Genomic DNA, 26668 nt, shown 5'->3' on the forward strand with positions numbered 1-26668 from the left:
CTCCTTCGCGGTCCCCATCCCCCTGCCGTACCATCCACCTCCGACGGCGGTCGGACACCAGATCGAGTCAACTGCCGTACGCACGCGCGGACAACAGGGGGAAACGGACATGGCAGAGACCCGGCGACGGCTGCGGTCGAGCACCGTCGTGCTCGGCGGTATGGGGGTCCTCGCGGCCGCTCTGACGTCGTGCGGCTCGGAGCCCGACCGGCGCTGCGTGGACCGCGACGACTACACCCTCGCCGACGGCTACAAGGTCGTCGCCGACAAGAACTGCAAGTCCACCACCGGCCTGGCGAGTTCCGACTGGTACTACGACTCCGACGTCACCCGCGGCCGGGCCGACTACGGCACCTTCGACCGCGACGAGGCCGTCGACCGCGGCGGCCTCGGCTGCTCCAGCCACGGCAGCAGCGGCGGCTGAGCGGCCGTGCGGCGTCGCACCGTCGAGCCCCGCCCCGGCTGGCAGCAGACCGTCGAGGAACAGGGGCTCGTGTACCCCCTCACCCGCTACCCCGACGACTCCCTGCGCCCCTACTGGGACGAGAGCGCCTACTACGTCTTCTCCCTGGACGAGGTCGAGGCGCTGGAGGAGACCGTCGAGGAACTGCACCGCATGTGCCTGGCCGCCGCCGAGCACATCGTCACCGCCGGCCGCTTCGCCGACCTCGGCATCACCGACCCCCGCGTGATCCGGGCCGTCACCGAGGCATGGCGGCGCCGCGCCGAACTCCCCTCCGTCTACGCCCGCTTCGACCTGCGCTACGACGGCGCCGGACCGGCGAAACTCCTGGAGTACAACGCGGACACCCCGACCTCCCTGGTCGAGGCGGCGTCCCCGCAGTGGTTCTGGATGGAGGACCGCTTCCCCGGCGCCGACCAGTGGAACTCCCTCCACGAGCGCCTGATCGACGCCTGGAAGAAACAGGCATCCCTGCTCCCGCCCGGCAGCCCGCTGTACTTCGCGCACTCCACCGCCGACGAACTCGGCGAGGACCTCATGACGGTCGCCTACCTCAAGGAGACCGCCGAGCAGGCCGGCCTGGAGACCGAGTCGATCTCCGTGGAGGACATCGGCTGGGACCGGCTCTCCGGCCGGTTCGTCGACACCCGGCTCCGCTTCATCCGCAGCTGCTTCAAGCTCTACCCCTGGGAGTGGCTCACCACCGACCGCTTCGCCGGCCACGTCCTGGCCACCCTCGACAACGGCGGCGGCACCGGCTCCACCCTGTGGATCGAGCCCGCCTGGAAGATGCTGCTCAGCAACAAGGCGCTGCTGGCGATCCTCTGGGAGCTGTACCCCGGCCACCCCAACCTCCTCCCGGCCTACCTCGACGGCCCCCGCGAGCTGACCGGCGGCACCGGCTGGGTCGCCAAGCCGCTCCTCGGCCGCGAGGGCGCGGGCGTGACCCTGCACGAGCCGGGCAGCGACCCGGCGCCCCGCGACGAGCCCTGCTGCTACCAGGCCCTCGCCCCGCTCCCCGCCTTCGACGGCAACCACGTCGTGCTGGGCGCCTGGGTGGTCGAGGACGAGTCGGCGGGGCTCGGCATCCGCGAGTCGGCGGGCCTGGTGACGGACGAGTACGCCCGCTTCCTGCCGCACGTGATCCTGTGAGGGACCGGCGGCCAACGGCTCGTATGCGGATTTCACCACCGTTCCCGCGCTCGCCCCGGACCCGGCAGGCGTGCTTCTCGCCGCCCGCGACCCGGCGGACGACGACCGGCTCCTGCCGCTGCGCCGGGACACCGGCACCGGCTTCGTCCCCGCCGAGCGGGACGGACACCGGCAGCCGGTACTCGTCCTCGCGCACCCGGGCGCGGCAGCCCCCGCCGCCGCCCGCATGATGGACGCTTTACGACCGAGCTTCCGGCCGCCGGGTAACCTGGCCCCGGGCCGTGACTGGCGCGCTGGGATGGGACCGACCATCGGGGAGCGGCCCCCGGACCCCTGTACCCGAGGGCCCCGGAACAGTGCCGTGCGCCTGGGCCCCCGTACCGTGAACGCTGAAAGTCGACGTCCCGGAGGTCCCCCATGTCAGCCGAGCAGCCGCTCTCCACCGAGTCCACCGCCTACCGCGCCGCCCTCGACGTGATCCGCGCCGTGGAGCCGCGCGTCGCCGACGCCATCGGCCAGGAGGTGGCCGACCAGCGCGAGATGCTCAAGCTGATCGCCTCCGAGAACTACGCCTCCCCGGCCACCCTGCTCGCGATGGGCAACTGGTTCAGCGACAAGTACGCCGAGGGCACCATCGGCCGCCGCTTCTACGCCGGCTGCCGCAACGTCGACACCGTCGAGTCGCTCGCCGCCGAGCACGCCAAGGAACTCTTCGGCGCCCGGCACGCCTACGTCCAGCCGCACTCCGGCATCGACGCCAACCTGGTCGCCTTCTGGGCCGTGCTCGGCGCCCGGGTCGAGGTGCCGTTCCTGGCGAAGACCGGCGTCCGCCAGATCAACGACCTCACCGACCAGGACTGGGCCGAGCTGCGCGCCGCCTTCGGCAACCAGCGGATGCTCGGCATGTCCCTGGACGCCGGCGGCCACCTCACCCACGGCTTCCGCCCCAACATCTCCGGCAAGATGTTCGACCAGCGCTCCTACGGGACCGACCCGGCCACCGGCCTCATCGACTACGAGGCGCTGCGCGCCTCCGCCCGCGAGTTCAAGCCGCTGATCATCGTCGCCGGCTACTCCGCCTACCCCCGCCTGGTGAACTTCCGGATCATGCGGGAGATCGCCGACGAGGTCGGCGCCACGCTCATGGTCGACATGGCGCACTTCGCCGGTCTGGTCGCGGGCAAGGTGCTCACCGGCGACTTCGACCCGGTCCCGCACGCCCAGATCGTGACGACCACCACGCACAAGTCGCTGCGCGGCCCGCGCGGCGGCATGGTGCTGTGCGACGACTCGCTCAAGGACCAGGTCGACCGGGGCTGCCCGATGGTCCTCGGCGGCCCGCTGCCGCACGTCATGGCCGCCAAGGCGGTCGCCCTCGCCGAGGCCCGGCAGCCGTCCTTCCAGGACTACGCCCAGCGCATCGTCGACAACGCCCGCGCGCTCGCCGAGGGCCTGATGAAGCGCGGCGCCACCCTGGTCACCGGCGGCACCGACAACCACCTCAACCTGATCGACGTGGCCGGCTCCTACGGCCTCACCGGCCGACAGGCCGAGCAGGCCCTGCTGGACTCCGGCATCGTCACCAACCGCAACGCCATCCCGGCCGACCCGAACGGCGCCTGGTACACCTCCGGCATCCGCATCGGCACCCCGGCGCTGACCACCCGGGGCCTGGGCACGGCGGAGATGGACGAGGTCGCCGGTCTCATCGACCGCGTGCTCACCGCCGCCGAGCCCGGCACCACCAAGTCCGGCGCTCCCTCCAAGGCGTCCCACGTCCTGGACGCCAAGATCGCCGACGAGATCTCCCGCCGGGCCACCGACCTGGTCGCCGGCTTCCCGCTCTACCCGGAGATCGACCTGGGCTGATCACCGCCGGCGCCCACCACGGGCCGGGGCCGCGTCCGCAGCGCCGGACGCGGCCCCGGCCCGTTTCCGGCCCGTTTCCGAGTGCCCCCGGCGACCTGAGAGAATGATGAGCATGGCCTCTGATCGTCCCCGCGTGCTCTCCGGAATCCAGCCCACCGCGGGCTCGTTCCACCTCGGCAACTACCTCGGCGCGGTCCGCCAATGGGTGGCGCTCCAGGAGACCCACGACGCGTTCTACATGGTCGTCGACCTGCACGCGATCACGGTCCCGCAGGACCCGAAGGAGCTGCGCGCCAACACCCGGCTCGCCGCCGCCCAGCTCCTCGCCGCCGGCCTCGACCCGGACCGCTGCACGCTCTTCGTGCAGAGCCACGTCCCCGAGCACGCCCAGCTCGCCTGGGTGATGAACTGCCTCACCGGCTTCGGCGAGGCGTCCCGGATGACCCAGTTCAAGGACAAGTCCGCCAAGCAGGGCGCCGACCGCGCCTCGGTCGGCCTGTTCACCTACCCGGTCCTCCAGGTCGCGGACATCCTGCTCTACCAGGCGCACGAGGTGCCGGTCGGCGAGGACCAGCGCCAGCACATCGAGCTGACCCGCGACCTCGCCGAGCGCTTCAACGGCCGCTTCGGCGAGACCTTCACCGTCCCCAGGCCGTACATCCTCAAGGAGACGGCGAAGATCTACGATCTCCAGGACCCGACGGTCAAGATGAGCAAGTCCGCGTCCACGCCGAAGGGCCTGGTCAACCTGCTGGACGAGCCGAAGGCCACCGCCAAGAAGGTCCGGAGCGCGGTCACCGACACCGACACGGTCGTCGTCTACGACGCCGAGAACAAGCCGGGCGTCAGCAACCTCCTCACCATCTACGCCACCCTCACCGGGGCGGGCATCGGCGAACTGGAGGAGAAGTACGCGGGCCAGGGCTACGGCGCGCTGAAGACCGACCTGGCCGAGGTCGTGACCGACTTCGTGACGCCGTTCCGCGAGCGCACCCAGAGCTATCTGGACGACCCGGAGACGCTGGACTCGGTGCTGGCCAAGGGTGCGGAGAAAGCGCGGGCGGTCGCCGCCGAGACCCTCGCGCAGACGTACGACCGGGTGGGATTCCTGCCCGCCAAGCACTGAGCGGAGCCCCGACAGCGCCTTGAGCGCCGCACATCACTCCGGTTGCGCCTGCCCGGGACCCGGTCGTGGCCGTACAGTCGATTAACAGGTGGCCGCACCAGCGGCCACTTCCGCCGAAGCACCGACAGGACAGAACAGGAGACGACGTGGGGACCGTAACGATCGGCGTGTCGATCGCGGTCCCGGAGCCTCACGGCAGCCGGCTGCAACAGCTGCGCGCGGGCTTCGGCGACGCCGCGGCTCACGGAATCCCCACCCACGTCACCCTGCTCCCGCCCACCGAGGTCGACGCCGGGCTGCTGCCCGCGATCGAGACGCACCTGGCGGAGGTCGCCGCCGCCGGCCGGCCGTTCCCGATGCGGCTGTCCGGCACCGGCACCTTCCGGCCGCTCTCGCCGGTGGTCTACGTCCAGGTGGTCGAGGGCGCCGAAGCCTGCACCTGGCTCCAGAAGCAGGTCCGCGACGCGTCCGGACCGGTCGCCCGCGAGCTCCAGTTCCCGTACCACCCGCACGTCACCGTGGCGCACGGCATCGAGGAGGCGGCGATGGACCGCGCCTTCGCGGAGCTGGCCGGCTACGCGGCCGAGTGGCCCTGCACCGGCTTCGCGCTGTACGAGCAGGGCGCCGACGGGGTGTGGCGCAAGCTGCGCGAGTACCCCTTCGGCAGCACGGTGGTACCGCCCCAGGCCGGCCGCGCGGAGCGCAGCACGCTGCCCAGGACGTAGTACCAGTTGCCCAGGACGACGTAGTACTAGCTGTTTAGGGCGACGTAGTACTAGACGGGCAGCCGGCGGAACACCGCGCGGGGCAGGTGGCGCACGGCCGACATCACGACCCGCAGCGCGCCCGGCACCCAGACCGTCTCCGAGCGGCGTCTGAGGCCCAGCTCGATGGCGGTCGCCACCGCCTCCGGGGTCGTCGCCAGCGGCGCCTCCGCCAGACCGGCGGTCATCCGGGACCGTACGAACCCGGGGCGCACCACCATGACGTGCACGCCGGTGCCGTGCAGCGCGTCGCCCAGACCCTGCGCGAAGGCGTCCAGGCCGGCCTTGCTGGAGCCGTAGATGAAGTTGGCGCGGCGGGCCCGCTCGCCGGCCACCGAGGAGAGCACGACCAGTGAGCCGTGGCCCTGCGTCTGGAGCGCGGCGGCGCTGACCAGGCCGGCCGACACGGCGCCGGTGTAGTTGGTCCCCGCGACCCGCACGGCGCTCACCGGCTCCCGCTCGTCGTGCGCCTGGTCGCCCAGGATGCCGAAGGCGAGCAGCACCAGGTCGATGTCGCCCTCCGCGAAGACCTTGCCGAGCACCTCCTCGTGCGACTCGGGGTCGAGGGCGTCGAAGGCGACGGTGCGGACGTCCGCGCCGAGCCGCCGCAGTCCCTCGGCGGCCTCGTCGAGCGCGGGGGAGGGGCGGCCGGCCAGCCACACCGTACGGGTGCGGCGGGCCACCAGGCGCCGCGCGGTGGCCAGCGCGATCTCGGACGTACCGCCGAGGACGAGCAGGGACTGGGGCAGGCCGAAAGCGTCCTTCATGGCGGTCTCCTGGGTCCGGAAGCGGGGGTCCTAGAGGAGGTGGGGGTTCTAGAGGAGGTGGGGGTCCTAGAGGAGGTGGGGGTTCTAGAGGAGGTGGGGGTGCTAGAGGTCGAGGCGGCGGGAGAGGTCGGAGACGAAGACTCCGCGCGGGTCCAGCTCCGCGCGCAGCGCGCGGAAGTCGGCGAGGCGCGGGTACATCGGGGCGAGCAGTTCCGGCCGCAGCCGGGAGTCCTTGGCCAGGTAGACCCGGCCGCCGGCCGCCGCGACCTCCTCGTCGAGTTCGTCGAGGAAGGCGCCGAGGCCGGGCAGCCCGGCCGGGATGTCCAGGGCCAGCGTCCAGCCCGGCACCGGGAAGGACAGCCAGCCCGCGTCGGCGTCCCCGAACCGTTTGAGGACGGCCAGGAAGGACGGGCAGCGCCGCTCGGAGATCCGGCGCACGATCCGGCGCAGGGTCTCCTCCTGGCCGTACCCGACGGCGAACTGGTACTGGACGAAGCCGCCGCGGCCGTAGATCCGGTTCCAGTGCGGGACGCCGTCCAGGGGGTGGAAGAAGGACGGGATGCGCTGGAGGCGGGTGGTGCGGGCGCGGGGGGCCTTGCGGAACCACAGCTCGTTGAAGAGGCCGACCGTGGTACGGGTCAGCAGCCCCTCCGGGACATACGCCGGGGCGGCCGGCAGCTGGGCGGTGCGGAAGGCCAGGGGAGCCCGGCGGGCCCGGCGCGGCAGCGCGTCCAGCGGGGCGTGGTCGCCGCGGGTGAGGACCGCGCGGCCGGTCGCCGCGCCGCGTGCCAGCAGGTCGATCCAGGCGACGGAGTACCGGTAGCGGTGGTCGTCGGCGGTCAGCCGGGCCATCAGGTCGTCGAGGTCGGTGGCGCGTTCGGTGTCGACGGACATGTACGAGGACTCGACGGGGTGCAGCCGGACCGTCGCGGTGAGGATCACGCCGGTCAGGCCCATGCCGCCGGCGGTCGCCGCGAACAGCGGCGTGCCCGGCACGACGGTCCGGACCTGGCCGTCGGCGGTGAGCAGCTCCAGGGACAGCACATGCCGGGAGAAGGACCCGGAGACGTGGTGGTTCTTGCCGTGGATGTCGGCGCCGATCGCCCCGCCGACGGTGACATAGCGGGTACCGGGCGTCACCGGCACGAACCAGCCGAGCGGCAGCAGCACCTCCATCAGCCGGTGCAGCGAGACACCCGCGTCGCACAGCACGGTGCCGCCCTCGACGTCGATGGCGTGGATCCGGTCCAGGCCGGTCATGTCCAGCACGGCGCCGCCCGCGTTCTGCGCCGCGTCGCCGTAGGCCCGGCCCAGGCCCCGGGCGACGGTGCCGCGCGCCCCGCAGGCGCGGACCGCGACCGCCGCCTCCTCGTACGTCCGGGGGCGGACCAGCCGGGCGGCGGTGGGGGCGGTGCGGCCCCATCCGGTGACGGGACCCCAGTCAGTGTCGGCAGACATGGCCGCGACCGTATCGCCCCTTTATTCAGTATCGATTCTGAAATCTCCAGTTATCCCGGGTTATCCCCGAAATGGGTGATTAATGGGATGTCGCTCAATAGTCCCGGAGTTTTGCCGGAGTTCCGCCGCCGTCGGCATGAACAGTGAGTCCGCATGGACGACCACCTCGACGACATGGACCACCGGATCGTCTCGGCGCTCAGGGCGTGCGGCGGTGACCCGCGGGTGGCGGGCGCCGCCCGCGCGCTGTCCTTCGCGGGGGAGCACGCGGCACTGTGGCTCGCGGCCGGACTCACCGGAGCCGCCCTGGACCGCCCCCGCCGGGCGGCCTGGCTGCGCGGCACCGCCCTCACCGCGGGTGCCCACCTGGCCAGCATGGGCGTGAAACGGGTCGTGCGCCGCCCGCGCCCGGCGCATGTCCGGCCGCTGGTGCGCACCGCGGGCCGGCACTCCTTCCCCAGCTCGCACGCGACCTCCGCGGTGGCCGCCGCCGTCGCCCTCGGCACCCTCGGCAGCCGCGCCGCCTGGCCGGTGGCCGCGGCGGTCTGCCTCTCCCGGCTGGTCACCGGCGTGCACTACCCCTCGGACGTGGCGGCCGGCGCCGCCCTGGGTGCCCTCACCGCCCGGCTCGGCGCCGACTGGATGCGCGGAGGCGTGCTCCATGGCTGACACGTCCATGGCTGACACCGCCGTCCTGCGCCAGCGCACCCGGGAGCGGCCGCCGGCCCGGCCGCCCCGTCCGGGCGGCCTGCTGACCGGCCTGGTCCGCACCGCCCGCCCCAAGCAGTGGATCAAGAACGTCCTGGTCGTCGCCGCCCCGGCCGCCGCCGGCGAACTCCTCTCGCTGCCCGCGCTGACCCGGATCGCCCTGGTCTTCGTCCTGTTCACCGCCTGCGCCGCCGCCGTCTACCTGGTCAACGACGCCCGCGACGCCGACGCCGACCGCGCCCACCCGGTCAAACGGCACCGCCCGGTCGCCGCCGGCCAGGTGCCGGTCCCCGTCGCCTACGCCGTCGGCGGCGCCCTCGCCCTGCTCGCGCCCGCCGCCGCGCTCTGGCTCTGCCCGCCCGCCGTCGCCGCCCTGCTGACCGCCTACCTGGGCATGCAACTGGCGTACTGCGTCAGCCTCAAGCACGTCCTGGTCGTCGACCTCGTCGTGGTCAGCACCGGGTTCCTGATGCGGGCCACCGTCGGCGGGCTCGCGCTCGGCATCCCGCTGTCCCGCTGGTTCCTGATCACCACCGGCTTCGGCGCGCTGTTCATGGTCGCCGCCAAGCGCTACTCCGAGGCCGTGCAGATGGCCGGCCGGGCGGGTGCCACCCGCGCGCTGCTCACCGAGTACACCACCGGCTACCTGCGCTTCGTCTGGCAGCTCGCGGCCGGTGTCGCCGTCCTCGGCTACTGCCTGTGGGCCCTGGAGGAGGGCGGCGCCGGGCACCCCGGCCTGCTGCCCTGGCGCCAGCTCTCGGTGGTCGCCTTCATCCTCGCCGTGCTGCGCTACGCCGTCTTCGCCGACCGGGGCACGGCCGGCGAACCCGAGGACGTCGTCCTGCGCGACCGCGCGCTCACCCTGATCGGGGTGGTGTGGGCGGCGCTGTACGCGGCGGCGGTGTCCCCTTGGTGAGCGTGGCCGGCCGCCGGGAACTGCTCGGCTTCGCCCTGGCCGGCCTCCTCGCCTACGCCGTCGACCTGGGCCTGTTCACCCTGCTGCGCGGACCGGCCGGACTCGGCCCGCTCACCGCCAAGGCGCTCTCCTTCGTGGCCGGCTGCACGGTCGCCTACGCCGGCAACGCGCTCGGCACCTACCGGCACACCCGGCCCCGCGGCCCGCGCCCGTACGCCGTCTTCTTCGCGGTGAACCTGGCCGGCGCCGCCGTCCAACTGCTCTGCCTCACCGTCAGCCACTACGGCCTCGGCCTCACCTCGCAGCGCGCCGACACGGTCGCCGGCGCCGGAATCGGCATGGTGCTGGCCACGATCCTGCGTTTCTGGGGCACAAGGACACTGGTTTTCCCAACTGGGGGCAGGGTCGGATCATGGACTGGCTGAAAAAGCTTCCCGTAGTGGGCCCGTGGGTGGCCCGGCTGATGGCCACGCACGCCTGGCGGTCGTACGAGCGGCTGGACCGGGTGAAGTGGACGCGGCTGGCCGCCGCCATGACCTTCACCAGCTTCATCGCGCTGTTCCCGCTGCTTTCGCTGGGCGCCGCGATCATCGCCGCCACCCTCAGCGAGCAGCAGCAGAAGGAGGTCCAGGACAAGATCACCGATCAGATCCCGGGCATCGCCGACCAGTTGAACATCGAGGGCCTGGTGGCCAACGCCGGCACCGTCGGGGTGATCGCCGCCGCCCTGCTGCTGTTCACCGGCTTGGGCTGGATCGACCAGACCCGGGGCTGTCTGCGGGCGGTGTGGGAACTGCCCGACGAGGAGGACAACCCGGTGCTGCGCAAGGCCAAGGACGGCGGCGTCCTGATCGGCTTCGGCGGCGCGCTGCTGGTCACCCTCGCCATCTCCACCGTCGCCTCCGCGCTGGTCGGCTGGATCATCCGGCGCCTCGGCATGGACGGCGGCGGCGTCGGCGGGGTGCTGCTGTACATCGCCGCGTTCGCCGTCGCCGTACTCGCCGACTTCCTGGTCCTGCTCTACGTGCTGACCCTGCTGCCCGGCGCCGAGCCCGAGCGCCGCCGGCTGCTGGTGGCGGCGCTGCTCGGCGCGGTCGGCTTCGAACTGCTCAAGCTGCTGCTCAGCGGCTATATGCAGGGCGTGGCCGCGAAGAGCATGTACGGCGCGTTCGGGGTGCCGGTCGCCCTGCTGCTGTGGATCAATTTCACCTCTAAGCTGGTGCTGTTCTGCGCGTCCTGGACGGCGACCGGCAGCAAGGAGAGCGAACTCGGCGGGGCTACGGGCGGGTCCGGCGGCGTACCAGATCCGGCAGCGGCCAGCGGCGGTTGACCAGGAACGCGGCGCCCGCGAGCAGCACCAGCGCGCCGCCGGTGATGCCCAGCGCCGTCCCTATGCCGCCGGAGCCGTCCGTGCCGGCGGCGGCGCCGACCGGCTCGGAGTCCTTCGCGCCGTCCCCGTCGCCGCTGCCGCCGGCCTCGCCCGCGCCCGCCTCGGGGGAGGCGCTGGACGCGGTGCCCTTCGGGGCCACCAGCTCGCCCACCGGCTCGACCTTGCCGGCCGCCTTGAACCCCCAGTCGAAGAGCTTGGCGGTCTCCTTGTAGACCTCGTTGTGCTCGCTCTTCTCCGGGTTCATCACCGTGACCAGCAGCACCTTGCCGTCGCGCTCGGCGACGCCGGTGAAGGTGGCGCCCGCGTTGGTGGTGTTGCCGTTCTTCACCCCCGCTATGCCCGGGTACTGGTCTATGTCGTAGTCGCCGGTCAGCAGCCGGTTGGTGTTCTGGATCTCGAAGGGCTTGCGGACCGTCTTGCCCTTCTTGTTCTTGGTCGTCTCGCCCGGGAAGTCCGCGCTGACCGTCGAGCAGTACTCGCGGAAGTCCGCCTTCTGCAGCCCGGAGCGGGCGAACAGCGACAGGTCGTAGGCGGAGGAGACCTGTCCGGGGGCGTCGTAGCCGTCCGGGCTGACCACGTGGGTGTCGAGCGCCTGGAGCTGCTCGGCGTGCTCGTTCATGTCCGCGACCGTCTTGTCCACCCCGCCGTTCATCGCGGCCAGCACGTGCACCGCGTCGTTGCCGGAGCGCAGGAAGACGCCCAGCCACAGGTCGTGCACGGTGTACGTCTCGTTCTCCTTGATGCCGACCAGACTGGAGCCCGAGCCGATGCCCGCCAGGTCGGCGGGGACCACCTTGTGCTTGGTGGTCTTCGGGAACTGCGGCAGCACCGTGTCGGCGAACAGCATCTTCAGGGTGGACGCCGGGGCCAGCTCCCAGTGCGCGTTGTGCGCGGCCAGCACCTCGCCGCTCTCCGCGTCCGAGACGATCCAGGAACGCGCGGTGACGTCCTTGGGCAGCACCGGTACGCCGCTCGCCAGATTGGCCTGCGTGCCCGACTGCCCGAGCCGGCTGCCGCCCACGCTCGACATCTGCGCCGGGGGCGTGGCGGAGGGGCTCGCGGAGGCGTCCGGGCGCGGGGCGGCGGACGCGGCCGGTGCGGCCAGCGCGAGGGCCGAGACGGTGGTCAGGACGGCGGGAGTGACCAGCAGCGAACGCCGGACGGTCTTCTTGGGTGCGGGCACGGTCGAGAACGTACCGCCCGCCCGCCGCGGTGTCCCACCCGCCTCCCCACCCCGGACCCCGAACCGGACCGGCGGCGGCGATACTGGGGGCATGAAGCTCAGCCGTCCCGTCTCCTGGTTCCTGCTCGCGTTCGGGGTGTGGTCCTGGATCATCTGGATCACTTTCGTCAAGAATCTGGCCAAGGACAGCAGCGGACTCGCGTTCGAGGACGGCGATCCCACGGCGTACTTCTGGGTCCACCTGCTGCTGGCGGTGGTCTCCTTCGTATGGGGGACGGTCGTCGGGCTCATCGGGTTGCGCGGGCTGCGCGCACTGCGCCGCACGTCATAGTCGCGGTCCGGGTCGGGGTGGGGGCACAACGGGTGGAACGGGTGGGGGTACGTACGGCATGGTGATCGTCTTGGCGCTGGTCGCGCTGGTGCTGGTGGGCGTCCTGGTGGCGGCCAACTGGTACGTGTGGCGGCGGCTGTTCCGCGACACGACCCGGCGCGCGGGCGGCGTGCGCCGGGCGGGCGCGGTACTGATCGCGGGCGGCTGGCTGCTGGCCGTCGGCGCGCTGGTCGCCGAGCGCACCGGCGCGCCCTTCTGGCTCCAGCGGATCCTGGGCTGGCCGGGCTTCCTGTGGCTGGCCCTGTCGATCTACCTGCTGCTCGGGGTCCTGGCCGGGGAGGCGGTACGGCCGCTGCTGCGGCGGTACCTGGAGCGGCGGGCGGCCGTGTCCGAGGAGAGCGTCGCCCGGACGCCGGTGAGCACGGCACCGGCACCGGCACCGGGGCCCGCGGCCGACGATCCCGCACCCGGCCCCCTCACCGTCCCCTCCCGGCGGCTCTTCGTCTCCCGGGTGGTCGGCGGGGCCGCCGCCGCGGTGGCGGTCGGGACGGTCGGGTACGGGACGTACGGCGTGCTGAACGGGCCGACCGTGAAGCGGGTCACCGTGCCGCTGGCCAAGCTGCCGCGCGCCGCGCACGGCTTCCGGATCGCCGTGGTCAGCGACATCCACCTCGGCCCGGTGCTGGGCCGGGGCTTCGCGCAGAAGGTCGTCGACACGGTCAACGGCACCCAGCCCGACCTGATCGCCGTGGTCGGCGACCTGGTGGACGGCAGCGTCAAGGACCTCGGCCCGGCCGCCGCGCCGCTGGCCCGGCTCAGCGCCCGGCACGGCACGTACTTCGTCACCGGCAACCACGAGTACTTCTCCGGCGCCGAACAGTGGGTGGACGAGGTCCGCCGGCTGGGCCTGCTGCCCCTGGAGAACGCCCGTACCGAACTGCCCCACTTCGATCTGGCCGGCGTCAACGACATCAGCGGCGAGAGCGAGGGCCAGGGCCCCGACTACGACCGCGCGCTCGGCGACCGGGACCGGGCCCGCGCCTGTGTGCTGCTCGCCCACCAGCCGGTGATGATCCACGACGCCGTCGAGCACGGCGTCGACCTCCAGCTCTCCGGCCACACCCATGGCGGCCAGCTGTGGCCCGGCCCGCTGCTGGCCGCCGCCGCCAACCCGACCGTCGCGGGCCTGGAGCGCTACGGCGACACCCAGCTCTACGTCAGCCGGGGCGCCGGCGCCTGGGGGCCGCCGACCCGGGTGGGCGCCGAGTCCGACATCACCGTGATCGAACTGGCCTCACGCCAGAGCTGACCCGTCCGTCCGGGCGGGCAGCACGACCGTCACGGTCAGGCCCTCGCCCGGCGCGGTCCGTACGCTCACCTCGCCGCCGTGCGCCCGCACCGCGCCCTGCACGATCGCCAGCCCCAGGCCGCTGCCCGCACCGCCGCCCGCCCGGAAGAACCGGTCGAAGACCCGCGCCGCGTCCTGCGCCGCCAGTCCCGGCCCCTTGTCCTCTACGGACAGCAGCACGCTCCCGTCGAGCGCCACCGCGGCGAGCCGCACCGGCACGTCCGCCGGCGTGTGCACCCGTACGTTCGCCACCAGGTTGCCCACCACCTGCCGCAGGCCCGACTCGTCGGCCCGCAGCACCAGCTCCCCCGGGGCGTCCACCGTGACCGGCCGGTCCGGCTGCTGGGCGCGCAGGTCCTCGGCCGCGTCGCGCAGCAGCCGGCCGACGTCGACCCGGCGCAGCCGCAGCTCGGGGCGCTGGTCGAGACGGGCGAGGGTGAGCAGTTCGTCGACGAGGCGGCCCATCCGGTCGGTCTCCGCCAGCACCCGTTCCCAGGCCCGCTTGCGCTCGGCCGGCTCGCGCAGCATGCCCTTGTCGTAGAGCTGGAGATAGCCGCGTATCGCGGCCAGCGGGGTGCGCAGTTCGTGCGAGGCGTCGGCGACGAAGCGGCGCAGCTGGGCGGTGCTGCGTTCGCGGGTGCGGTACGCCGACTCCACCTGGTGCAGCATCGAGTTCAGCGCGAGGCGCAGTTGCTCCACCTCCGCGGTGGCCTCCCGGCTGGAGGGCACCCGCCGGGTCAGGTCCCCCTCGGCGATCGCCGACGAGGTCTCCACCATGTCCTCCAGCGGCCGCATCCGGCGCCGCACGCTCATCATCGTCAGCCAGGCCAGCAGCGCCAGCAGCAGCGTGCCGACGCCCAGGTCGAGTCTGAGGGCCTTGGCGACGCCGGTGTGCAGCGCGTCGGTGGAGGTGGCGACCAGGATGTACGTGCCGTCGGAGAGCCGGGCCGCGGTGACCCGGTAGGCGGTGTCGTGCACGGTGATGTCGCGCGGCTCGGGGTCGGCGGCCAGCTCCGCCGGGCCGCCCACCGCGGCGGCCAGCGCGCGCTGGCTGTCGCTCGGCCCGTACCCGGCGAGCGGCAGCGGCCGGCCCCGGCGGTCGGCCGCCGCGATGACGTTGTCCGGCGCCCGGTCCCGGGCGTCGCCGTTCAGGAACCGGTCCCGGACCAGCGCCACCGCGCCCAGCGCGTCGAGCTGCTCCATGGTGAGCGGCGAGCCGCCCAGCGACTGCCGGGTGCGGGCCAGTTCGGCGTCGATCTGGTCGATCAGGTAGTGCCGCATGCCGACCAGGCTGACGGCGGTGGCCACCACCACGCCGATGGCCAGCAGCGCCACGTTGGCCACCGTCAGCTTGGCCCGCAGCGAGGGGATGCCCCGGGCCCGGCGGCCGAGCAGGAGGGGCCGCAGCGCCCTCATGCGAGGCCGTATCCGACACCCCGCCGGGTGGTGATCAGCGGCGGCCCGAGCGCGTCCAGCTTGCGCCGCAGATAACTGACGTACGTCTCCACCACGGTCGACTCGGACGGCGCGTGCTCGTACTGCCACACATGCCGCAGCAGTTGCTCCTTGGGCACGATCCGGCCGCCGTTGCGCACCAGGAACCGCAGGAGCGCGTACTCGGTCGGGGTCAGCTCGACCGAGCTGGCGCCGCGCCGCACCGTGTACGTCGTCTCGTCCAGCTCCAGGTCGCCATAGGTGAGCGGCGGCCGCTGCGGCAGCACGTCGGCGGGGCGCACCCGGCGCAGTACCGCCTGGACCCGGGCGACCACCTCGTCGATGTTGAACGGCTTGGTGATGTAGTCGTCGCCGAACCCGAGCGCGCCGACTATCTCGGCGGGCGCGTCCCGCGCGGTCAGGAAGACCAGCGCCAACTCGGGCCGCCGGGCGCGCAGTTCCCGGCCCAGCGCGCGGCCGTCGCCGTCCGGCAGCATCACGTCGAGCAGCGCCGCGTCCGGCGCGGTGGTGTCGGTGAGCGCGAGGGCCTCGCGGACCGTGCCCGCGCACATCACCCCGAAGCCGTGGAAGCGCAGGGCGATGGCGAGGACGTCCGCGATGCTCGGTTCGTCCTCCACCACCAGCACGGTGCCTGGTCCCGTCGTCATGCCCCCCAGTATCGGCGCGGGCACTGACATCGGGGGAGGGCCGCCGCTTTGGAGTTCCTTGAGAGTCATGCGCAGCCGGTGTCCGCGCGGGGCCGGCCGCGCCGATGCTGTGGCGCAGGACCTGGGGGACCGACCGACTTTTTCCTGCGAGCGAGGAGTTCGAGCGTGGCGGCATTGGCGCGGTGGTGCTACCGGCATCGGCTGGTGGTCCTGTTGTTGTGGGTGGGGGCGCTGTTTGGACTCGGGGCGGGAGGGACGGCCGCGGGATCGGACTACGCGAACGTCTTCTCGCTCCCGGACACGGACTCCGCGCGGGCCTTCGACCTGATGGAGAAGGCGTTCCCGGAGAGCTCCGGCGACACCGACACGGTGGTGTGGAAGGTCGACGAGGGCTCGGTGCGGGACGCCGCCGTACGGTCCCGGATCGAACCGGCGCTAACGGAGATCGGGCGGCTGGACGGGGTCGGCGCGGTCAGCAGCCCCTACGCGGACGCCGGCGCGGCGCAGGTGAGCCGGGACGGGCGGATCGCCTACGCCCAGGTCACCTTCACCGAGCAGGCCAACTCGGTGGACCTGGCGGTGATCGAGGACGTGGTGGACACCGCGCGGGGCGCCGAGCGCGCCGGGCTGACGGTGGAGCTGGGTGGGCAGGCCATCGCCCGCACCCAGGAGCCGCCGATGGGCACCGCCGAACTCGTCGGCATCGCGGCGGCGGCGGTCATCCTGTTCCTGGCCTTCGGGTCGGTGTTCGCGATGCTGCTGCCGCTGGTCACCGCGGTCGCCGGGGTCGGCGGCGGCATGATGTCCACCACCCTGCTCAGCCACGTCACCGACGTGCCCGAAGTGGCCCCGCTGCTCGGCACGTTGATCGGCCTCGGCGTCGGCATCGACTACGCGCTGTTCATCGTCACCCGGCACCGGCGCGGCATCCTGCGCGGCATGGCACCGGAGGAGGCGGCGGTGACCGCCCTCAACACCTCCGGGCGCGCGGTGCTGTTCGCGGGCGGCACGGTGTGCATCGCGCTGGCCGGGATGCTGGTGATGAACATGCGGTTCCTGGACGGCGTGGTCGTCGCCACCTCGCTGACCGTGGTGCTGAGCGTGCTGGCCGCCGTCACCCTGCTGCCCGCGCTGCTCGGCTTTCTCGGCATCCGGGTGCTCAGCCGCCGCCAGCGGCGCCGGCTGGCCGCGACCGGACCGGAGCCGAAGGAGTCGGCCGGACTCGCGGCGCGCTGGTCGGCGTACGTCCAGCGGCGCCCGCGCTCGACCGCCGCGGTGGCCGTCGTGGTGATGGCGGTCCTCGCGATCCCCGTCTTCTCGCTCCGGCTCGGCGCCAGCGACCAGGGCAACCAGCCCGAGTCCACGACCACCCGGCAGGCGTACGACCTGCTCGCCGAGGGCTTCGGCCCCGGCTTCAACGGCCCGCTCCAGGTGGTCGTGGAGGGCGCTGACGCCACCGGTCTGGTGCGGGCGATCGAGGCCACCGAGGGCGTCGCCCAGGTGGCCGCCGTACCGCCCGCGAACGGCGTTTCCGTGATCCAGGTGGTGCCGACCACCTCACCGCAGTCCGAGGAGACCGACCAGCTGATCGACCGGCTGCGCGACGACGTGATCCCCGAGTCGGGCACGGACGCGTACGTGGGCGGGGTGACGGCCGTCTTCAAGGACTTCGCCTCCGTCACCGGGGACCGGCTGCCGTACTTCGTCGCGACCATCATCGCGCTGGGCTTCCTGCTGCTCCTGGTCGCCTTCCGCTCGCTCGTCGTACCGCTGACGGCCGCGCTGATGAACCTGGTGGCCGCGGCGGCCTCCTTCGGCGTACTGGTGGCGGTGTTCCAGTGGGGCTGGGGCGCGGAGGCGCTCGGCTTCGGCAAGGAGGGGCCGATCACCTCCTTCCTGCCGGTCATCATGCTGTCGCTGCTGTTCGGGCTGTCGATGGACTACCAGGTCTTCCTGGTGAGCCGGATGCACGAGGAGTGGGTGCACACCAGGGACAACGGCCGCGCGGTGCGGGTCGGCCTGGCCGAGACCAGCCGGGTCATCAACTGTGCCGCGCTCATCATGATCAGCGTGTTCGCCGCGTTCGTGCTCAGCGGCGACACGGAGGGCGCGATGGCGGGCATCGGCCTGGCGGCGGCGGTCGCGCTGGACGCGTTCATCCTGCGTACCGCGCTGGTGCCGGCCGCGATGCATCTGCTGGGCCGGTCCAACTGGTGGCTGCCGGCCGGCCTGGACAAGCGGCTGCCGCACCTGGCGGTGGAACCGGCGGAAGCGCCGGTGACTGCCCAGGACGGCCCGTCCTCGGTCGTCCACGGCTACGTCCGCGCCCCCGGCGGCGACCCGGTGCGCGGCGCGTCCGTCACCCTGCTGACGCCGGGCGGCCGGCAGCTCGACCGGGTCACGGCCCTGGCCGACGGCTCGTACATCCTCGCCGTCCCCGCGCCGGGCACCTACCTGCTGGCGACGACCGCCCCCGCGTACGGCTCCCGGGCCGCGCACGTGACCGTGGCCGACGAGCCGCTGGTGCACGACGTGGAACTGGCGGAACAGGAGGAGGCGGACGCGGTCAACTGACCTCTTCCGACCGGCGCTGCCCCTTCCGCCGCGGATCGGGCAGCGCCGCCGTCATGCCCGGCAGGAAGTCCGTGAACAGCTCGTGCACCTCGCGCACCAGCGGCCGCAGCACCCGGAACCGGGCCAGCACCACACCCCGCGCGGTCAGCCGCGCCCCCCGCTCGGCCAGCCGGTAGCTGCGCTCCCGCCCTTCCGTCCGGTCGAAGATCCAGTACAGCACCAGCCCCATCTGGGAGAGCCACATCAGCTCCGGCAGGATGTCCCGCAGCTCCTCCGGCACCTTGGTCTTCGCCCCCGCCAGCACCGTCCGGTGCACGCTGATCGCCTCCACGCGCGCGTGCTCCGACTCCGGGGAGAACGGGCTGAGCGGACTGTCCGGGTCGGCGGCGTTCTTGAAGAACTGCACCGCGAACTCGTGGTACGGCGCGGCGATGTCCAGCCACACCTTCAGGACGCCCGCGAGCCGGGCCTCCAGGTCGCTCTCCCGGGCCAGCACCTCCCGGACCGCCACCTGGTGCTCGGCGGCGATCCGGTCGTAGAAGCCCTGGATCAGGTGTTCCTTGCCCGCGAAGTAGTAGTAGGCGTTCCCGACTGAGACCCCGGCCTCCTGGGCGATGGCCCGCATCGTGGTCTTGTCGTACCCCCGCTCCTGGAACAGCCGCATCGCCGTCTCCAGGATCAGGGCGCGGGTCTGCTCGGACTTGCTGAGGTGGGTCCCGTCGTCGGGGCCGTCGTTCTTCGCGGGCACGAGCGCAGCCTAGCCAGTGGCACAGGCGCCGTCGGCACAGCCCGGCGCGCGGTAGGTCCAGCCGGCCCGCGGGTCATACGTCCAGCCGTCCGCCCGGCGGTACACCTGGCCGCCCCACCGCGAGCCGCGCCACTTGGCGGCGGCCAGCACCGCGCCCTTGGCCAGCCGCGCCCCCGAGGGCGTACTGAGCCGGTGGGCGAGCGGCCGGTGCGCACGCAGCGCCCAGAGCACGACGATCCAGGCGGCGGCGGACCGGTAGACCTGCCCGGCGTCCCCGACGACGGTGATCTCGTCGAGGGTGGCGGCGTGGTCGAGGTCGGGCAAGCGCCGCCGGGCCGCGTCCGACCCGGCGGGGACCGGCTCCAGCTCCACCAGCCGGGGCTGGCGCAGCAGCCAGTCCCGCACATGGACGCACAGCCCGCACTCGGCGTCGTAGAGGACGGTCAGCCGCCGTACGGGGGTCATCAGCTCAACGCCCGACCGTGGGGGCCACCCAGCCCTGCGGCGGCACCGGCGGTACCTGCTCCCGCTCCATCACCCCGCGCCGCCGGATGCGGTTGAGCACGTACACGTTCCCCAGGTGCATCACGCCGAGCACCAGCAGCACCACACCGAGCTTGGTCGACAGCGCCTCGAAGATCTGACGGGTGTCGGTGATGGTGTCGTCACCGCTCAGGTAGAGGGCGACGAAACCGAGATTGACCAGGTAGAAGCCGACCACCAGGAGGTGGTTGACGGCGTCGGCGAGCTTCTCGTCGCCGTGCAGCACATCGGCGAGGAAGATCCGCCCGTTGCGGCTGAGTGTGCGGGCCACCCAGATGGTCAGCCCGATGCTGACGGCCAGGTAGATGACGTAGGCGATGACGGTGCGGTCCATGCCCCACCCCTTCTTGAACGCGTTCAAAACGCTGACGGGAATGACTCTAGACCCGCTTTTGAACGTGTTCAACTCAAAGGCGGAGTGGCCCCCGTCACGCCCGCCGGGCGAGCTGCGGCCGCTTCCGGTAGTCGGTGAGCCCCACGACATTCCCCCAGGGGTCGGCGAACTCCACCGTCCACCCGGTGGCACTGGAGAAGGGCCCGTCGTACGCCTCGACCCCGGCGTCCGCGAGCACCCGCGCGGCGGCCTTGGCGTCCGGCACCTCCAGCCAGACCCGCGCCGAGGGCCAGGGCGGCGGCCGATGCCCGAACCCCTCTTCATGCCGCAGCGCGATCCCGGGCGTCTCTTTCCCGGCCTTCAACAACGCGATCCCGCCCTCGTCGAACCGGAACCCGATCTCGAACCCGGCCCGCTGGTAGAACTCCACCGCCTCGCCGAGATCCCCGACGGGCAGCAGCACGTTGTCGAACCCGAGCAGTTCGTAGGACTCGTCATCTGACATGGCGTCAGGGTAGGGCGATCATCTCCGGGGGAGGCTGATTGTCATCCCTTCCCGGGCGCGCTTTGCGCCGTCCGGCGGCAAGGACGTCGGGGTTGGTGGGTGGGGGAAGCGGCCGGGGCGGGCCGGGTTCGCGTTGTCGGTCAGCGTGTCACGGGCTGATGAGGCGGCTGGTGAAGCCGTCGCGGATGAGGGATGCGTACGCCGCATGCACGTCCTCCGGGACCTCCTGCGCGATGGCGAATCCGAGCTTCGGATACTCGATGACCCGCTGGAGGTCGCCGACGAGCATGTCCAGGACGAGCTTCTCGTCACCGATGGACTTCAGATAGTCGTCGAACTCCAGCGGCTCCGACGCGCAGTGAATCTCGATGTCGGGCCACAGCTTGCGGGCGGTGGCGAACGACCGCCTTTCCATGTAGGGCTTGGAGACCAGCAGCACAGTCTCGGGGTGGAGGCCGGCGGCGGTGAGGACCTCGCGGGAGAGGGTGATGTTCTGCCCGGTGTTCGTCGCGCTGGGCTCCAGCAGGATTGCCTCGGCGGGGACGCCGAGGTCGATGGCGTGCTCGCGGAAGTGGACCGCCTCGCCGCGCGGGAAGACCTTGGCGGTGGTGGGGCTGTTGCCGCCGGTGAACACCAGGGCCGGGAAGAGCCCGGAGCGGTACAGCTCGGCGGCATGGGCGGCGACGCCGAGATCGTGGCTGCCCAGCCCGATCGCCACGTCGACGGGCTGCGGCGCGTGGTGCATCTGGTGGTAGTCCCAGATCAGCTCGGCCTGGCGCCACTGGTCCTCGGTGATGCCCTGCTGGTCGTCGCGCACGCGTTTCTCCCTGGTCACCGTTGCCGGGGGCCGGTCGGCTCCCGGCTCATGGCCTTGATGCCCTCGATGCTGCGCAGTTGGTGCACGAGTCCGTACTGCGCGGCCACTTTGGCGGCCTGGTCGAGGACGAGGTGTCCATCATCCCGGGTCGCCGCATCGGAGAGCAGGATGTGGCCGTGAGCGGTGTCCAGCCGCACGCGTTGCATTGGTGAGTCGGGCGTCCCGCTGGTGCGAGCGACGTCGATGAAGTGCAGGGCTTGAGTGAGGTCCCCGGCGCCGCGGCGGGCGAGGGCGAGTTTCTGGTGGGCAACCGACCAGTCATCGGGTTCGACGAGGTCTTCGAAGTCGCGGGTCGCTGCCTGCATGACGCGGGTCGCATAGTCGTGCCGGCCGTCCTTGCTCAACGCGGTTCCCACCCACAGTTTCGCGCGGGCCCGCGTTGCGACCTTGATGGCGTGCGGGCAGGTGTCTGTATGGTCCCAAGCCGTGTGACAGCGCTGGGGCCTCCAGCCGCTGCTCGCCGATATTGTCGGTTGGTTCAAGGCAGTTCGCAGGACTCTGCGCGATCCGTCTTGCCGAGACGTGAAAGGGGTTCGACCGTGGCCGACGAGGATCTGACGCCGGTAGCCCGCTTCCTGTACGAGGCCGGCACGCTGAAGGCGACCAAGCGGACCGGGTGGTGGATGGCCGGTGTCAAGGACCCGGAGTCGGTCGCGGAGCACTCCTGGCGGACCAGTCTCATCGCGTCCGTCATCGCCGCGATGGAGGGCGCCGACCCGGCCCGCGCCGCGCTCCTCGCCGTCTGGCACGACACCGGGGAGACCCGCACGGGGGACGTCAACCACCTCGGCAAGAAGTACAGCGGCGGCGAGGCCGACCCGCGGCACATCGTGGCGGATCAGGTGGCGGGGATGCCCGCGACCGTCGCCGAGGCGGTGACTCGGATCATCGCCGCATACGAGGCCCGGGAGACTCCGGAGGCGGTCTGCGCGCGGGACGCCGACAAGCTGGAGTGCATGCTCCAGGGCATCGAGTACCGCTCCCAGGGCTACGAGAACGCGCAGCGGTGGATCGACAACAGCCGTGGGCGGATCGTCACCCCGTCCGGCCAGGCTCTCGCGGACGCCGTACTGGCGACCGGTTCACTGGACTGGCTGCGCGCGGCCCTCGGCGAGGGACAGAGCTGACGGTCAGCTCTCACCGGACGCGCTCTTCGGCCGTCCGGCGGCAAGGATCTCGGTGACGTCGAGGGTGACCTCGGCGCCGAGAGAGTCGGGGAGGGTGACCGACTGACCAGGGGCGAACACCCGGTGCTGGTCGTATTCGTTGGCGACGGGGTCGGTGAGTACGTGGAGGCGGTTGTGCCTGCGATTGACGATCACGTACACCGGAATCCTGGCGATGGCGTAAGCGGCTACCTTGGCACGCAGATCGTTCTGGTAATTGCTCGACGTGACTTCCAGAACCAGACGGAAAACGGCAGGGTCGTAGCAGTTGTTCTCGATGAGATGCTCGTCGGCGTCGACGTCGACGACGGACAGATCGGGGATGGCATAGTCTTCGGGGCCGTCGGGCAGCCAGACCCCGATGCCCTGGTGTACCTCAGTTTCACCGTTGCCCAGACCTGCGGCCACGAAGGGCTCGGTGAGCTTGTTGAGCGCTCGGCTATGAGCGATGTCCGGCGGGGGAGTCACGGCGAGGATGCCTCCGATGATCTCGACGCGATAGCCCGGGTTGTGCTCCATGAGCCGGTTGGCCGCGTCGAGGAGCGGCCGGTCGCAGTGCGGCCGCTCAACGTGTGCTGCGGTCATCACATGCCTCCTGTGGGCTGGTGTCGAGAGCAGCATGGTAGGCCGGTAAACACCTCAAGGGCTGTACGGCTGTCCTTCACCCGAACGCGTGGCGCACGCCGAAGGGCCCCGTCTCCCAGCGGAAACGGGGCCCTGACCGGCGTGAACCGACGGACGTCAGAAGCGGCGCGTGATCAGCGCTCGCTTCACCTCCGCGATCGCCTTGGTGACCTCGATGCCGCGCGGGCAGGCGTCCGTGCAGTTGAAGGTCGTGCGGCAGCGCCAGACGCCGTCGCGGTCGTTGAGGATCTCCAGCCGCTGCTCGCCGGCCTCGTCGCGCGAGTCGAAGATGAAGCGGTGGGCGTTGACGATCGCGGCCGGGCCGAAGTACTGGCCGTCGTTCCAGAACACCGGGCACGAGGACGTGCAGGCGGCGCACAGGATGCACTTGGTCGTGTCGTCGAAGCGCTCGCGGTCCTCGGCGGACTGGAGGCGCTCGCGGGTCGGCTCGTTGGTGTCCTTCGTGATCAGGAAGGGCATCACGTCCCGGTACGCCTGGAAGAACGGGTCCATGTCGACGACCAGGTCCTTCAGCACGGTGAGGCCCTTGATCGCCTCGACCGTGATCGGCTTCTCGGGGCTGATGTCCTTGATCAGCGTCTTGCAGGCGAGGCGGTTCTTGCCGTTGATCCGCATCGCGTCGGACCCGCAGATGCCGTGCGCGCAGGAGCGGCGGAAGGTGAGCGTGCCGTCCTGTTCCCACTTGATCTTGTGGAGGGCGTCCAGGACGCGCTCCTTGGGGTCCATCTCCAGCTGGAAGTCTTCCCAGACCGCCTCGGCGGAGACCTCCGGGTTGAACCGGCGGACCCGGACCGTGACGGTGATGTAGGGGGAGTCGGCGAAACCGGGCTCGGGCGTGCCGGCCGCGTCCGCCTTGTCCAGAACAGGGGTAGCCATCAGTACTTACGCTCCATCGGCTGGTAGCGGGTCTGGACGACCGGCTTGTAGTCGAGACGGATGGACTCGGTGCCGTCGTCGCCGACCTCGCGGTACGCCATGGTGTGGCGCATGAAGTTCACGTCGTCGCGGTTCGGGTAGTCCTCGCGGTAGTGACCGCCGCGCGACTCCTTGCGGGCCAGCGCGGAGACGGCCATCACCTCGGCCAGGTCGAGCAGGTTGCCCAGCTCGACGGCCTCGAGGAGGTCGGTGTTGAACCGCTTGCCCTTGTCCTGGATCGAGACGTTCTTGTAGCGGGCGCGCAGCTCCGCGATCTTCTCGACCGCCGTCTTGATGGTCTGCTCCGTGCGGAACACCATCACGTTGGCGTCCATCGTCTCCTGGAGCTCGGTGCGCAGCGCCGCCACCCGCTCGTTGCCGGTGGAGGTGCGCAGCCGCTCGATCTGCTCGACGACCAGGGACTCGGGGTTCTCCGGCAGCTCGACGTAGTCCGCGGAGTGCGCGTACTCGGCCGCCGCGATGCCGGCCCGCTTGCCGAAGACGTTGATGTCCAGGAGCGAGTTGGTGCCCAGGCGGTTGGCGCCGTGCACGGAGACGCAGGCGACCTCGCCGGCCGCGTACAGGCCGGGCACCACCGTGGTGTTGTCGGCCAGCACCTCACCCTCGACGTTGGTCGGGATGCCGCCCATCGCGTAGTGCGCGGTGGGCTGGATCGGGATCGGGTCCGTGTACGGCTCGATGCCCAGGTAGGTCCGCGCGAACTCGGTGATGTCCGGCAGCTTGGCGTCCAGCTGCTCCGGCGGCAGGTGCGTGAGGTCCAGGTAGACGTGGTCGCCCTCGGGACCGCAGCCGCGGCCCTCCCGGATCTCCGTGTAGATGGAGCGCGAGACGACGTCACGGGACGCCAGGTCCTTCATGACGGGCGCGTACTTCTCCATGAAGCGCTCGCCGTCCTTGTTGCGCAGGATGCCGCCCTCACCGCGGGCACCCTCGGTGAGCAGGATGCCCATCCGCCAGATGCCGGTCGGGTGGAACTGGAAGAACTCCATGTCCTCCAGCGGCAGCCCGCGCCGGTAGCAGGCCGCCTGGCCGTCACCGGTGAGGGTGTGCGCGTTGGACGTCACCTTGAAGAACTTGCCGGTGCCGCCGGACGCGTAGATCACCGACTTCGCCTGGAAGACGTGGATCTCGCCGGTGGCCAGCTCGTAGGCGACCACACCGGCCGACTTCTTGACCCCGTCGACCTCGGTCATGAGCTGGTCCAGGACGTAGAACTCGTTGAAGAACTCCACGCCCTCCTTCACGCAGTTCTGGTACAGCGTCTGGAGGATCATGTGGCCGGTGCGGTCCGCCGCGTAGCAGGACCGGCGGACCGGGGCCTCGCCGTGGTTGCGGGAGTGCCCGCCGAACCGGCGCTGGTCGATCGTCCCGTTCGGCGTCCGGTTGAACGGCAGGCCCATCTTCTCCAGGTCGAGGACGGAGTCGATGGCCTCCTTCGCCAGGATCTCGGCGGCGTCCTGGTCGACCAGGTAGTCACCGCCCTTGACCGTGTCGAAGGTGTGCCACTCCCAGTTGTCCTCCTCCACGTTGGCCAGCGCGGCGGCCATGCCGCCCTGCGCGGCGCCGGTGTGGGACCGGGTGGGGTAGAGCTTCGTCAGCACGGCGGTGCGGCTGCGCTTGGTCGACTCGATGGCCGCGCGCATGCCGGCGCCACCGGCGCCGACGATGACGGTGTCGTACTTGTGTACCTTCATGATTCGCAGCCCCGTGCCTAGCGGATGTTCGGGTCGAAGGTGAAGATCACCAGCGTGCCCAGCAGAATGGTGAACACCGTGGCGGTGTACAGCAGGCCCTTGAGCCACAGGCGGGTGTTCGGCCGCTCCGCGTAGTCGTTGATGACCGTGCGCAGGCCGTTGGCGCCGTGCAGCATCGCCAGCCACAGCATCAGCAGGTCCCAGACCTGCCAGAACGGGGACGCCCAGCGGCCCGCCACGAAGGCGAAGCCGATCTTGGAGACGCCGCCGTCCAGGACCAGCTGGATCAGCAGGTGGCCGAGGACCAGGACGACCAGCACCACGCCGGACAGGCGCATGAAGAGCCAGCCGTACATCTCGAAGTTGCCCCGGGTGGACTTGGGGGACTTCTTGGTGCGCTTGCGCGGGGGCTCGATGAGCGGTGCCGGGTTGTCGACCGTGTAGACGGACGAGCCCTCTACGGGGCCCACCCCGGAGGCGGTGGTTTCAGCGGTAGACATGCGCGTCAGCTCCCGAACAGTTCACGGGTGGCGTGGCCGAGGACGGGGTACAGGGCCCCGATCATCAGCACCAGCCACACGACGACGACGGACCAGAGCATCTGCTTCTGGTAGCGAGCGCCCTTGACCCAGAAGTCGACGGCGATGACGCGCAGACCGTTGAGCGCGTGGAAGAGGATGGCGGCCACGAGGCCGTACTCCAGCAGCGCGACGATGGGCGACTTGTAGGTGGCCACGACCTTGTCGTAGGCCTCGGGGGAGACACGCACGAGAGCGGTGTCCAGTACGTGTACGAACAGGAAGAAGAAAATGAGGACGCCGGTGACTCGGTGAGCCACCCAGGACCACATTCCTTCCCGGCCGCGGTACAGCGTTCCAGCCGGCACGGAAGTTTCCTCCGGGAGCGGGGATTGGGGCCGCGCCGGCTTCTCTGTCGGTCGGGCCCGGCCGGGTACGGTCCACCGGCCCCCAGCATCGTAGCCAGCCGTCCGCGCGGTGCTTACAGCGGGCCTACCGGTGTGATCAAAGTTGCACGCAACGGAGTACCGGGCGGCTACTGGGGTGGGTGG

Annotated in this window: 28 protein-coding genes, 1 pseudogene and 1 riboswitch; of the genes and pseudogenes, 13 read left to right on the forward strand and 16 right to left on the reverse strand. The window is 71.5% G+C overall.

Going from position 1 to position 26668, the window contains the following annotated elements:
• Nucleotides 1-109: 109 nt before the first annotated feature.
• From ACTT8P_RS00950 to ACTT8P_RS00970, 5 genes are all read left to right on the forward strand, one after another.
• A complete protein-coding gene (locus ACTT8P_RS00950; RefSeq protein WP_442829524.1) occupies nucleotides 110-424 on the forward strand; it encodes a hypothetical protein in 315 nt (104 codons plus the stop codon).
• Between the two features lie 6 nt (nucleotides 425-430).
• Nucleotides 431-1615, forward strand: a complete 1185-nt coding sequence (locus tag ACTT8P_RS00955; protein ID WP_442829525.1) for a glutathionylspermidine synthase family protein — start codon at nucleotides 431-433, stop codon at nucleotides 1613-1615.
• Between the two features lie 271 nt (nucleotides 1616-1886).
• Nucleotides 1887-1995: riboswitch (ZMP/ZTP riboswitch) on the forward strand.
• Between the two features lie 37 nt (nucleotides 1996-2032).
• A complete protein-coding gene (locus ACTT8P_RS00960; RefSeq protein ID WP_442829526.1) occupies nucleotides 2033-3484 on the forward strand; it encodes a glycine hydroxymethyltransferase in 1452 nt (483 codons plus the stop codon).
• Nucleotides 3485-3596: 112 nt separating this feature from the next.
• On the forward strand, nucleotides 3597-4610 hold the full coding sequence (trpS, locus tag ACTT8P_RS00965; protein ID WP_442829527.1) for a tryptophan--tRNA ligase: 1014 nt from the start codon (nucleotides 3597-3599) through the stop codon (nucleotides 4608-4610).
• 146 nt (nucleotides 4611-4756) lie between these two features.
• Nucleotides 4757-5335, forward strand: a complete 579-nt coding sequence (locus ACTT8P_RS00970; RefSeq protein WP_442829528.1) for a 2'-5' RNA ligase family protein — start codon at nucleotides 4757-4759, stop codon at nucleotides 5333-5335.
• 50 nt (nucleotides 5336-5385) lie between these two features.
• On the opposite strand, the gene ACTT8P_RS00975 is transcribed toward ACTT8P_RS00970, so the two are convergent.
• On the reverse strand, nucleotides 5386-6141 hold the full coding sequence (locus ACTT8P_RS00975) for a decaprenylphospho-beta-D-erythro-pentofuranosid-2-ulose 2-reductase (RefSeq protein WP_442829529.1): 756 nt from the start codon (nucleotides 6139-6141) through the stop codon (nucleotides 5386-5388).
• A gap of 102 nt (nucleotides 6142-6243) precedes the next feature.
• Nucleotides 6244-7599 (reverse strand): FAD-binding protein, encoded by a 1356-nt coding sequence (locus tag ACTT8P_RS00980; RefSeq protein ID WP_442829530.1) that lies wholly within the window; start codon nucleotides 7597-7599, stop codon nucleotides 6244-6246.
• Between the two features lie 153 nt (nucleotides 7600-7752).
• Here ACTT8P_RS00980 and ACTT8P_RS00985 point away from each other — a divergent pair, with 153 nt between their 5' ends.
• The 4 genes from ACTT8P_RS00985 to ACTT8P_RS01000 are packed head-to-tail and all read left to right on the forward strand — an operon-like array spanning nucleotide 7753 to nucleotide 10553.
• Nucleotides 7753-8268 carry a phosphatase PAP2 family protein gene (locus ACTT8P_RS00985; RefSeq protein WP_442829531.1) on the forward strand — a complete coding sequence of 172 codons (516 nt, stop codon included), beginning with the start codon at nucleotides 7753-7755 and terminating at the stop codon, nucleotides 8266-8268.
• A gap of 7 nt (nucleotides 8269-8275) precedes the next feature.
• Nucleotides 8276-9223, forward strand: a complete 948-nt coding sequence (locus ACTT8P_RS00990) for a decaprenyl-phosphate phosphoribosyltransferase (RefSeq protein ID WP_442829602.1) — start codon at nucleotides 8276-8278, stop codon at nucleotides 9221-9223.
• Nucleotides 9220-9648: a GtrA family protein gene (locus ACTT8P_RS00995; RefSeq protein WP_442829532.1), complete on the forward strand. Its 429-nt coding sequence runs from the start codon at nucleotides 9220-9222 to the stop codon at nucleotides 9646-9648. Before ACTT8P_RS00990 ends, ACTT8P_RS00995 begins: the two co-directional genes overlap by 4 nt.
• Complete coding sequence (locus ACTT8P_RS01000; protein WP_442829533.1) at nucleotides 9636-10553, forward strand: YihY/virulence factor BrkB family protein; 918 nt, start codon at nucleotides 9636-9638, stop codon at nucleotides 10551-10553. Before ACTT8P_RS00995 ends, ACTT8P_RS01000 begins: the two co-directional genes overlap by 13 nt.
• On the opposite strand, the gene ACTT8P_RS01005 is transcribed toward ACTT8P_RS01000, so the two are convergent.
• The gene (locus ACTT8P_RS01005) at nucleotides 10501-11796 is read right to left on the reverse strand and encodes a D-alanyl-D-alanine carboxypeptidase family protein (protein ID WP_442829534.1); all 1296 of its coding nucleotides are present in this window, start codon (nucleotides 11794-11796) and stop codon (nucleotides 10501-10503) included. The genes ACTT8P_RS01000 and ACTT8P_RS01005 overlap by 53 nt on opposite strands.
• Nucleotides 11797-11887: 91 nt before the next feature.
• Here ACTT8P_RS01005 and ACTT8P_RS01010 point away from each other — a divergent pair, with 91 nt between their 5' ends.
• Both ACTT8P_RS01010 and ACTT8P_RS01015 read left to right on the forward strand, forming a co-directional pair.
• On the forward strand, nucleotides 11888-12127 hold the full coding sequence (locus tag ACTT8P_RS01010; RefSeq protein ID WP_442829535.1) for an SCO4848 family membrane protein: 240 nt from the start codon (nucleotides 11888-11890) through the stop codon (nucleotides 12125-12127).
• 58 nt (nucleotides 12128-12185) lie between these two features.
• On the forward strand, nucleotides 12186-13436 hold the full coding sequence (locus ACTT8P_RS01015) for a metallophosphoesterase (RefSeq protein ID WP_442829536.1): 1251 nt from the start codon (nucleotides 12186-12188) through the stop codon (nucleotides 13434-13436).
• Here the strand turns inward: ACTT8P_RS01015 and ACTT8P_RS01020 are convergent.
• Nucleotides 13422-14891: an ATP-binding protein gene (locus ACTT8P_RS01020; protein WP_442829537.1), complete on the reverse strand. Its 1470-nt coding sequence runs from the start codon at nucleotides 14889-14891 to the stop codon at nucleotides 13422-13424. The two genes, ACTT8P_RS01015 and ACTT8P_RS01020, sit on opposite strands and share 15 nt — an antisense overlap.
• On the reverse strand, nucleotides 14888-15577 hold the full coding sequence (locus ACTT8P_RS01025; RefSeq protein WP_442829538.1) for a response regulator transcription factor: 690 nt from the start codon (nucleotides 15575-15577) through the stop codon (nucleotides 14888-14890). Before ACTT8P_RS01025 ends, ACTT8P_RS01020 begins: the two co-directional genes overlap by 4 nt.
• Before the next feature lie 174 nt (nucleotides 15578-15751).
• On the opposite strand from ACTT8P_RS01025, the gene ACTT8P_RS01030 reads away from it, so the two are divergent.
• On the forward strand, nucleotides 15752-18151 hold the full coding sequence (locus ACTT8P_RS01030; RefSeq protein WP_442829603.1) for an MMPL family transporter: 2400 nt from the start codon (nucleotides 15752-15754) through the stop codon (nucleotides 18149-18151).
• Here the strand turns inward: ACTT8P_RS01030 and ACTT8P_RS01035 are convergent.
• The 6 genes and pseudogenes from ACTT8P_RS01035 to ACTT8P_RS01060 form a co-directional block, all read right to left on the reverse strand.
• Nucleotides 18144-18899: a TetR/AcrR family transcriptional regulator gene (locus ACTT8P_RS01035; protein WP_442829539.1), complete on the reverse strand. Its 756-nt coding sequence runs from the start codon at nucleotides 18897-18899 to the stop codon at nucleotides 18144-18146. The two genes, ACTT8P_RS01030 and ACTT8P_RS01035, sit on opposite strands and share 8 nt — an antisense overlap.
• A 9-nt stretch (nucleotides 18900-18908) precedes the next feature.
• Nucleotides 18909-19364: a thiol-disulfide oxidoreductase DCC family protein gene (locus tag ACTT8P_RS01040; RefSeq protein ID WP_442829540.1), complete on the reverse strand. Its 456-nt coding sequence runs from the start codon at nucleotides 19362-19364 to the stop codon at nucleotides 18909-18911.
• Between the two features lie 4 nt (nucleotides 19365-19368).
• Nucleotides 19369-19776, reverse strand: a complete 408-nt coding sequence (locus ACTT8P_RS01045; protein WP_442829541.1) for a hypothetical protein — start codon at nucleotides 19774-19776, stop codon at nucleotides 19369-19371.
• A gap of 94 nt (nucleotides 19777-19870) precedes the next feature.
• Nucleotides 19871-20281, reverse strand: coding sequence for a VOC family protein (locus tag ACTT8P_RS01050; RefSeq protein ID WP_442829542.1), 411 nt, complete (start codon nucleotides 20279-20281; stop codon nucleotides 19871-19873).
• A gap of 148 nt (nucleotides 20282-20429) precedes the next feature.
• Nucleotides 20430-21098 (reverse strand): YdcF family protein, encoded by a 669-nt coding sequence (locus tag ACTT8P_RS01055; RefSeq protein WP_442829543.1) that lies wholly within the window; start codon nucleotides 21096-21098, stop codon nucleotides 20430-20432.
• A 14-nt stretch (nucleotides 21099-21112) separates the two neighbouring features.
• A pseudogene (locus ACTT8P_RS01060) lies at nucleotides 21113-21538 on the reverse strand (hypothetical protein); the annotation flags it as partial.
• A 159-nt stretch (nucleotides 21539-21697) separates the two neighbouring features.
• On the opposite strand from ACTT8P_RS01060, the gene ACTT8P_RS01065 reads away from it, so the two are divergent.
• A complete protein-coding gene (locus tag ACTT8P_RS01065; protein ID WP_442829544.1) occupies nucleotides 21698-22285 on the forward strand; it encodes an HD domain-containing protein in 588 nt (195 codons plus the stop codon).
• A 3-nt stretch (nucleotides 22286-22288) separates the two neighbouring features.
• Here the strand turns inward: ACTT8P_RS01065 and ACTT8P_RS01070 are convergent, their stop codons facing one another.
• From ACTT8P_RS01070 to sdhC, 5 genes are all read right to left on the reverse strand, one after another.
• Nucleotides 22289-22909 carry a Uma2 family endonuclease gene (locus tag ACTT8P_RS01070; RefSeq protein WP_442829545.1) on the reverse strand — a complete coding sequence of 207 codons (621 nt, stop codon included), beginning with the start codon at nucleotides 22907-22909 and terminating at the stop codon, nucleotides 22289-22291.
• 156 nt (nucleotides 22910-23065) lie between these two features.
• Complete coding sequence (locus ACTT8P_RS01075; RefSeq protein WP_442829546.1) at nucleotides 23066-23845, reverse strand: succinate dehydrogenase iron-sulfur subunit; 780 nt, start codon at nucleotides 23843-23845, stop codon at nucleotides 23066-23068.
• A complete protein-coding gene (gene sdhA, locus ACTT8P_RS01080) occupies nucleotides 23845-25599 on the reverse strand; it encodes a succinate dehydrogenase flavoprotein subunit (protein ID WP_442829547.1) in 1755 nt (584 codons plus the stop codon). Before sdhA ends, ACTT8P_RS01075 begins: the two co-directional genes overlap by 1 nt.
• 17 nt (nucleotides 25600-25616) lie before the next feature.
• Nucleotides 25617-26099 (reverse strand): succinate dehydrogenase hydrophobic membrane anchor subunit, encoded by a 483-nt coding sequence (locus ACTT8P_RS01085; RefSeq protein WP_442829548.1) that lies wholly within the window; start codon nucleotides 26097-26099, stop codon nucleotides 25617-25619.
• A gap of 5 nt (nucleotides 26100-26104) precedes the next feature.
• Nucleotides 26105-26485: a succinate dehydrogenase, cytochrome b556 subunit gene (sdhC, locus tag ACTT8P_RS01090; RefSeq protein ID WP_361157227.1), complete on the reverse strand. Its 381-nt coding sequence runs from the start codon at nucleotides 26483-26485 to the stop codon at nucleotides 26105-26107.
• Between the last annotated feature and the right edge of the window lie 183 nt (nucleotides 26486-26668).

The sequence above is a fragment of the Streptomyces sp. JW3 genome (assembly GCF_052216785.1).
GTDB lineage: Bacteria > Actinomycetota > Actinomycetes > Streptomycetales > Streptomycetaceae > Streptomyces.

What these genes read in the sequence shown, in the direction of transcription:
- ACTT8P_RS01045 (WP_442829541.1), bottom strand. Translation starts at nt 19,776, where the DNA reads ATGGACCGCACCGTCATCGCCTACGTCATCTACCTGGCCGTCAGCATC.
- ACTT8P_RS01015 (WP_442829536.1), top strand. Translation starts at nt 12,186, where the DNA reads ATGGTGATCGTCTTGGCGCTGGTCGCGCTGGTGCTGGTGGGCGTCCTG.
- ACTT8P_RS01010 (WP_442829535.1), top strand. Translation starts at nt 11,888, where the DNA reads ATGAAGCTCAGCCGTCCCGTCTCCTGGTTCCTGCTCGCGTTCGGGGTG.
- ACTT8P_RS00960 (WP_442829526.1), top strand. Translation starts at nt 2,033, where the DNA reads ATGTCAGCCGAGCAGCCGCTCTCCACCGAGTCCACCGCCTACCGCGCC.
- ACTT8P_RS00975 (WP_442829529.1), bottom strand. Translation starts at nt 6,141, where the DNA reads ATGAAGGACGCTTTCGGCCTGCCCCAGTCCCTGCTCGTCCTCGGCGGT.
- ACTT8P_RS00985 (WP_442829531.1), top strand. Translation starts at nt 7,753, where the DNA reads ATGGACGACCACCTCGACGACATGGACCACCGGATCGTCTCGGCGCTC.
- ACTT8P_RS00950 (WP_442829524.1), top strand. Translation starts at nt 110, where the DNA reads ATGGCAGAGACCCGGCGACGGCTGCGGTCGAGCACCGTCGTGCTCGGC.
- ACTT8P_RS01085 (WP_442829548.1), bottom strand. Translation starts at nt 26,099, where the DNA reads ATGTCTACCGCTGAAACCACCGCCTCCGGGGTGGGCCCCGTAGAGGGC.
- ACTT8P_RS00990 (WP_442829602.1), top strand. Translation starts at nt 8,276, where the DNA reads ATGGCTGACACCGCCGTCCTGCGCCAGCGCACCCGGGAGCGGCCGCCG.
- trpS (WP_442829527.1), top strand. Translation starts at nt 3,597, where the DNA reads ATGGCCTCTGATCGTCCCCGCGTGCTCTCCGGAATCCAGCCCACCGCG.
- ACTT8P_RS01025 (WP_442829538.1), bottom strand. Translation starts at nt 15,577, where the DNA reads ATGACGACGGGACCAGGCACCGTGCTGGTGGTGGAGGACGAACCGAGC.
- ACTT8P_RS01050 (WP_442829542.1), bottom strand. Translation starts at nt 20,281, where the DNA reads ATGTCAGATGACGAGTCCTACGAACTGCTCGGGTTCGACAACGTGCTG.
- ACTT8P_RS01020 (WP_442829537.1), bottom strand. Translation starts at nt 14,891, where the DNA reads ATGAGGGCGCTGCGGCCCCTCCTGCTCGGCCGCCGGGCCCGGGGCATC.
- ACTT8P_RS01000 (WP_442829533.1), top strand. Translation starts at nt 9,636, where the DNA reads ATGGACTGGCTGAAAAAGCTTCCCGTAGTGGGCCCGTGGGTGGCCCGG.
- sdhA (WP_442829547.1), bottom strand. Translation starts at nt 25,599, where the DNA reads ATGAAGGTACACAAGTACGACACCGTCATCGTCGGCGCCGGTGGCGCC.
- ACTT8P_RS00980 (WP_442829530.1), bottom strand. Translation starts at nt 7,599, where the DNA reads ATGTCTGCCGACACTGACTGGGGTCCCGTCACCGGATGGGGCCGCACC.
- ACTT8P_RS01070 (WP_442829545.1), bottom strand. Translation starts at nt 22,909, where the DNA reads ATGACCGCAGCACACGTTGAGCGGCCGCACTGCGACCGGCCGCTCCTC.
- ACTT8P_RS01075 (WP_442829546.1), bottom strand. Translation starts at nt 23,845, where the DNA reads ATGGCTACCCCTGTTCTGGACAAGGCGGACGCGGCCGGCACGCCCGAG.
- ACTT8P_RS01040 (WP_442829540.1), bottom strand. Translation starts at nt 19,364, where the DNA reads ATGACCCCCGTACGGCGGCTGACCGTCCTCTACGACGCCGAGTGCGGG.